The sequence below is a fragment of the Corynebacterium lipophilum genome (genome assembly GCF_024102595.1).
Lineage (GTDB): Bacteria > Actinomycetota > Actinomycetes > Mycobacteriales > Mycobacteriaceae > Corynebacterium > Corynebacterium pseudogenitalium.
In genome coordinates, this window is sequence record NZ_JAEUWV010000033.1 from 1 (window position 1) to 5884 (window position 5884).

Consider the following 5884-nt stretch of genomic DNA (forward strand, 5'->3'; position numbering starts at 1 on the left):
CGGCATTGATGGTCAGTGGAACCCCAGCTTAGGCGTGAGAAAAGGGTGGGCTGGACGCAGCTAAACACACACAAAATGTCCCTTATCGCGACACGCCGTAAAAACACACAAAATGTCCCTTAAGCCGACTAGTTACCTTTCATAACAGCAAAAAGCTCCCCATCGGTTTTGCAATCAAACCAATGGGGAGTTTCTTCTCTTGTGGAGCTAACGGGATTCGAACCCGTGACCCCCACACTGCCAGTGTGGTGCGCTACCAACTGCGCCATAGCCCCTTGAACTCTTACGAGCTTTCATCACCATACACGTGAAGAGAGCCTGGCCACAAATCATGCAGCCAGGCCCCACGCGGACATACAGTTAGCTGTTTGCGACGGTATCGACCCAGTTGTCGATCTCGCCTTCAACGTCCTTGCCGTCAACCATGACGCGCGGAGTCCACGCCTCACCGGCGCGCTCTTCCTGCAGCTTCATGTTGCCGTTCGACATTGCGCGCGCCGCATCGTAATAGGTCTTATCGCGGATGTCCTGTACCGCCTTGTCGCTCGCGCCGTAGTCGCGGGCCAGGTCAGCAAGGTCATCGTCGGTCACCTTCGAGTACACGTCCCTCTGGTTGACCATCAGGTGGTCGCGGAGGTTCATCATCGCAGCTGGCTCGTTATTTGCGACGAGTGCCAGCTCCGCAGCCAGCCCCATCGTGGAGTGACCGTTGGTCAGGCCATCGAGCGTCACCATCGGGCGCAGCTCGACCTCAATCTTGCCCTCACGCAGCTTCTCGAACATCTGCTCATCCGTCGCTACCGCCAGATCTGCACAGTGTGGGCACGAAAAGTCCTCGTAGAGCTCTGCCATCGGGGCGTCGTCGACACCTTCGGCTGCGAGACGAATGAAGTGATCGTCCTCGTTCCAGCTGACAGTGATGCCGCTGGTGTCAATCATGTTCTCGGCCATGGCGGCCTCGCGGCCCTTCTTGCCGTTGACGAAAATCAGGCCGATCACAAGCGCCGCGATCGCGATCACTGCAACGATTGCCCAGATGAACCCTGCACCGTTCTTCTCGTTCGGGTTCTTCACCTTACGGGTAGTCACGTATTTACTCCTTGACGTTGGAAATTGCCCAACAGCTTAATCGCTGGATGAGGCTATGGATAAATCGCAAACTTCTTGTACGGCACGTAAATCATGAACAAGGTCGCCGCGATTAAGACGACGTCGCGCAGGATTGTCTCAATGAGGTTCGTGCCTTCATCTGACGGCTGCGGGCCAAAGCACCCACAGTCGATGACCAGCCCTCGCGACCACGCCGAGTACATCCCGATGATGAATAGCACCAGGACCCCGATCGAGACCCAGCCGCATTCGCGCAGCTTGATGCCAGCCAGCAGGAGCAGCCCACCGGCCAGCTCCAACGGCCCGATCCACTGTGCCAAAATATTCGACCACTCGTGGGTGAAAATCTCGTACGCAATGATATTTTGCGCCACTTCCATGTGGGCGCCGATCTTGGTCCACCCGGCGACAATCCACACAGCTGCCAGGCCGAATCGCGCCGCAGCCGACGCGATTTCCAGCAGCTTGCCTCTTGCCTGTTTGGTCTCGTGTGTCTCAGTCACGATTGGTCATTCTATCCGAGCACCTGCGCAACAAGCTCCTTCGCAGCCTGCTGCACCTGCACCAAGTGCTCCTTGCCCTTGAAGCTCTCGGCGTAAATCTTGTACTTGTCCTCCGTACCCGATGGTCGCGCCGCGAACCAGGCGTTTTCCGTGGTGACCTTCAGGCCGCCAATCGGTGCACCGTTGCCTGGTGCCTCGGTCAGCTTCGCGGTGATTGGTTCACCAGCCAGCTCGGTCGCGGTGACTTGCTCCGGGGAGAGCGCCTTCAGCGTCGCCTTCTGCTCGCGGTTCGCCGGGGCATCGATACGAGCGTATGCCGGGGAGCCGAACTTCTCAGCGAGCTCAGCGTAGCGTTGCGACGGCGTCTTCCCCGTCACTGCGGTAATCTCCGCCGCGAGCAGATCCAGAATCAGGCCGTCCTTATCAGTCGACCACACCGTGCCATCCTTCCGCAGGAAGGACGCACCCGCGGATTCTTCGCCGCCGAAGCCAACGGTGCCGTCGATAAGCCCTGGCACGAACCACTTAAAGCCAACCGGGACCTCAACGAGCGTGCGCCCGAGCGACGCCACAACGCGGTCAATCATCGACGAGGACACCAGCGTCTTGCCAACCGCGGTGTTGTCCGCCCAGCCCTCGCGATGTGAGAACAGGTACTCAATCGCGACGGCGAGGTAGTGGTTCGGGTTCATCAGGCCGGCGTCCGGCGTGACGATCCCGTGGCGGTCCGAGTCAGCGTCGTTGCCGGTAGCGATGTCATACTTGTCACGATTGTGCACCAGCGACGCCATCGAGTCCGGCGAGGAGCAGTCCATGCGAATCTTGCCATCAGTGTCGAGCGTCATGAAACGCCAGGTCGGGTCGACCTCCGGGTTCACCACGGTCATATTCAGGCCGTGCTTCTCAGCGATTGCACCCCAATAATCGACGCTCGCTCCGCCCATCGGATCTGCGCCGATGCTCAGACCGGATTCACGAATCGCCGCAATGTCGACGACGTTCGGCAAGTCATTGATGTAGTTATTCAGGTAGTCGTAGCGCTGCGCACGCTCATCGAGCACACCAGACGCCGCGGAGCGCTTCACGCCCTCCAAACCGTTTGCGATGTACTCGTTCGCCCGCTTCGCAATCCAGTCAGTCGCGTCCGTGTCAGCCGGACCACCTGACGGCGGGTTGTACTTAAACCCACCATCACGAGGAGGGTTGTGCGACGGCGTAATCACAATGCCGTCCGCACGCTTCGGATCAGTACCCGTGACCCCGCCAGAAAGCTTCGCGTTGTGCGACAAGATTGCGTGCGACACCGCCGGAGTCGGTGTGTAACGCCCAGCGGCGTCAACAAGCACCTCAACCCCATTGCCAAACAGCACCTCAAGCGCGGAGACCATCGCCGGCTCCGACAACGCGTGCGTATCGCGCCCGATGAAGACCGGACCGCCAATGTTTTGCTCACGACGGTAGTCGACGATCGCCTGCGTGGTCGCCAGAATATGCACCTCATTAAACGCGTTATCCAGCGAAGAACCACGGTGACCAGAGGTACCAAACACCACCTGCTGGTCAGGATTGTGCGGGTCTACATCACGGGTGTAGTAAGCAGTCACCAACGACGCGATATCGATCAAATCTTCCGGGCGGGCAATCTGGCCAGCACGTTCATGAGCCATACGACAACATCCTTTCGAATACGTTCACACCCATCTTTCCCTTTTTTGGAAACTTCCGCCAGAAAAATCGTACAAACCGTGTACACACGGGAGGTTATGTGTCTATTATCTCAATCACGTTATCGGGAGAAAGGTAACCTGGCCCACACCCTATTGCGAAAGGATCACGATGGCTGCGCAACTCAACGAAACCCTCGGTACGATCGCCTCGTTCGTCTGGGGCCCATTCCTGCTCATCCCGCTGCTGCTCGGCACGGGCCTCTTCCTGACCGTCCGAATGGGTGGCATCCAGTTCCGCACGCTCGGCCGCGCGACCCGCCACGCGTTCGTCGATAAGAATGAAGAAGGCTCCGGCGACATCAGCAACTACCAGGCATTAACGACGGCCCTCGCCGCAACAGTCGGCACCGGCAACATCGTCGGCGTAGCCACCGCGATCTCGATCGGTGGACCGGGCTCCCTGCTCTGGATCTGGGTCACAGGCATTGTCGGCATGGCGTCGAAATACTCCGAGGCCTACCTCGGCGTCCGCTTCCGTACCACCGACGACAAAGGACGCCAACAAGGCGGACCACACGAGTACCTCCGTCGCGGAATCCCAGGCCCGCTGGGGTCCGTGCTCGCGGTCGCATTCATGCTCTTTACTATCTTCGCATCTTTCGGCATCGGTAACCTCACCCAGGGCAACTCCATCGCTGCAGGCATGCAGGAAGCGTTCGGCATCGAACCTACTGTCTCCGGCATCCTGATCTTCATTGGCGTCGGCGCAGCCATCTTGGGTGGTATCGAAGGTATCGGCAAGATCACCGCAGCATTCGTCCCCCTGATGATTGTTCTCTACGTCGGTGGCGGCATCGTCGCACTCGCTTTGATGGCAGACCAGATCCCTGCCGCTATCTCTCTCATCTTCCACGACGCGTTCACCGGCTCAGCCGCGACCGGTGGCTTCGTCGGCTCCACCATCATGATGGCAATCCAGTTCGGTGTTGCCCGCGGCATCTTCTCCAACGAGTCTGGCATGGGCTCTGCAGCAATCGCCGCTGCGGCAGCGAAGACCCAGCACCCCACCCGCCAGGCACTAGTATCCATGACCCAGACGTTCATTGACACCCTGATCGTTGTTACCATCACCGGCCTTGTCATCGTGACCTCCGGGACGTGGGACATGGGACGCGACGAAGCAGCAGTCATGACCGCACGCGGCTTCTCGACGGTCCTGCCAGGCACCTGGGGCGGCGACATCGTCTCCGTTTCCCTCATTTTCTTCGCCTTCTCCACGATCCTGGGCTGGTCCTACTACGGCGAACGCGCCGCAACCGCCCTCTTCGGCCAGTGGGCTTCATTGCCATACAAGATGTTCTTTACCGCCGTAGCGTTCCTCGGCGCCACCACGCACCTCGAACTCGTATGGACGTTCTCCGACCTGGCGAACGGCCTCATGGCAATCCCGAATCTCATCGGTCTACTGCTGCTTTCCGGGCTCGTCGCCCGTGAGACTCGCGAGTACCTCAAATTCGATCCGAAGCTTCGCCGTAGCCCCGAGGAGGTTGCAGTATTTGTAAAGCAGCAAGGCATGAATTGGGAGTAAGCGAACTAGTAGACTTCTGGTGTGCAATTACAAAACATTGAGTCGAATGAGCCCCTCGCGGTAGGCGTCGGAGCTGGCACGGGAGCACTTACACGCTACGTGCTTACAGCGGGACTCCTTGCGGTGCTGCCTGCAGCACCGCATTACGCTTTTCTGGTCACGCTTGGCATCAACGTCTTGGGCAGCTACGCAATGGGTTACTTCCGACCAGGCCCATTACTCGGCACAGGTTTCCTCGGAGGCTTCACGACGTTCTCCGCTCTCACCGTCGCCGCAGCGCAAACGACTGCAATCACTGCGTTCATCTACGTACTCTCCAGCGTTGTTCTCTGCATCGCTGGCTGGTGGGCTGGCGACACCATGCGTGATCGCAAGGAGGCAGGTGATCGATAGTGTTTATTGACCCAATTGCTATCCCTGCAGTGTTCTTTGGCGGCGCGTTAGGCGGCGCCACACGGTGGTGGATTAGTTCCGCCCTCCCCCCGCGCAAGGGCACCTTCACGGCCAACGCTGCTGCATCCATGGTCCTCGGTTTTACAGTCGCGATGGCGCCGATGTGGGCAGTGTTCATTGGAACGGGATTTGCTGGTGCGCTCTCTACATGGTCGACGCTCGCCAAAGAAGCAGGAATGCTGCTCAAAGAGCGCAGGTACGCAAGATGCGTAAAGTATCTGTTGTGGACGCTCGCCGTCGGCGTTGCGTTCGCAGGGCTAGGCGTTATGCGCGGTAACGCGGCATTTTAGACGATACAAAGCTCTGCAAATACTTTTTGTGTGTTGTCTGTGGACCAGAATTGGTAACCGGCCGCACACAACCATCCCCGTTTGTTTGTTTGTTGTGGGTGCACAAAAAAGAGTGTGGTGGGTACCACCACCCCCAACAACGGGAATAATGGAACCCACCACACACAAGAAAATGAAGTTATAGGCCGGCGGTAACCTACTCTCCCACACCCTCCCAGGTGCAGTACCATCAGCGCGGGCGGGCTTAGCTAACCGGGTTCGGAAAGGGACCGG

The 5884-nt window shown here is 58.7% G+C and carries 6 protein-coding genes, 1 tRNA gene and 1 rRNA gene; 3 read left to right on the plus strand and 5 right to left on the minus strand.

Going from position 1 to position 5884, the window contains the following annotated elements; genetic code table 11:
• Positions 1-202 precede the first annotated feature (202 nt).
• From JMN37_RS11020 to pgm, 4 genes are all read right to left on the minus strand, one after another.
• Positions 203-275 (minus strand) — tRNA-Ala (locus tag JMN37_RS11020).
• Between the two features lie 85 nt (positions 276-360).
• Positions 361-1089: a DsbA family protein gene (locus tag JMN37_RS11025; RefSeq protein WP_252932178.1), complete on the minus strand. Its 729-nt coding sequence runs from the start codon at positions 1087-1089 to the stop codon at positions 361-363.
• A gap of 53 nt (positions 1090-1142) precedes the next feature.
• On the minus strand, positions 1143-1613 hold the full coding sequence (locus JMN37_RS11030) for a MauE/DoxX family redox-associated membrane protein (protein ID WP_252932179.1): 471 nt from the start codon (positions 1611-1613) through the stop codon (positions 1143-1145).
• An 11-nt stretch (positions 1614-1624) separates the two neighbouring features.
• Positions 1625-3280 (minus strand): phosphoglucomutase (alpha-D-glucose-1,6-bisphosphate-dependent), encoded by a 1656-nt coding sequence (gene pgm, locus JMN37_RS11035; protein ID WP_252932180.1) that lies wholly within the window; start codon positions 3278-3280, stop codon positions 1625-1627.
• A gap of 169 nt (positions 3281-3449) precedes the next feature.
• On the opposite strand from pgm, the gene JMN37_RS11040 reads away from it, so the two are divergent.
• Genes JMN37_RS11040 through JMN37_RS11050 form a run of 3 tightly spaced genes read left to right on the plus strand, consistent with a single transcriptional unit; the run spans position 3450 to position 5611 of the window.
• The gene (locus JMN37_RS11040) at positions 3450-4868 is read left to right on the plus strand and encodes an alanine/glycine:cation symporter family protein (RefSeq protein ID WP_070478264.1); all 1419 of its coding nucleotides are present in this window, start codon (positions 3450-3452) and stop codon (positions 4866-4868) included.
• Positions 4869-4889: 21 nt separating this feature from the next.
• A complete protein-coding gene (locus JMN37_RS11045) occupies positions 4890-5261 on the plus strand; it encodes a CrcB family protein (protein ID WP_240492789.1) in 372 nt (123 codons plus the stop codon).
• On the plus strand, positions 5261-5611 hold the full coding sequence (locus JMN37_RS11050; RefSeq protein ID WP_252932181.1) for a fluoride efflux transporter FluC: 351 nt from the start codon (positions 5261-5263) through the stop codon (positions 5609-5611). The genes JMN37_RS11045 and JMN37_RS11050 overlap by 1 nt, the downstream gene beginning before the upstream one ends.
• A 183-nt stretch (positions 5612-5794) precedes the next feature.
• On the opposite strand, the gene rrf is transcribed toward JMN37_RS11050, so the two are convergent.
• Positions 5795-5884 (minus strand): 5S ribosomal RNA (gene rrf / locus JMN37_RS11055); the annotation flags it as partial.

Excerpts from the sequence above, each read along its gene's own strand:
- pgm (WP_252932180.1), bottom strand. The coding sequence starts at position 3,280 with ATGGCTCATGAACGTGCTGGCCAGATTGCCCGCCCGGAAGATTTGATC.
- JMN37_RS11040 (WP_070478264.1), top strand. The coding sequence starts at position 3,450 with ATGGCTGCGCAACTCAACGAAACCCTCGGTACGATCGCCTCGTTCGTC.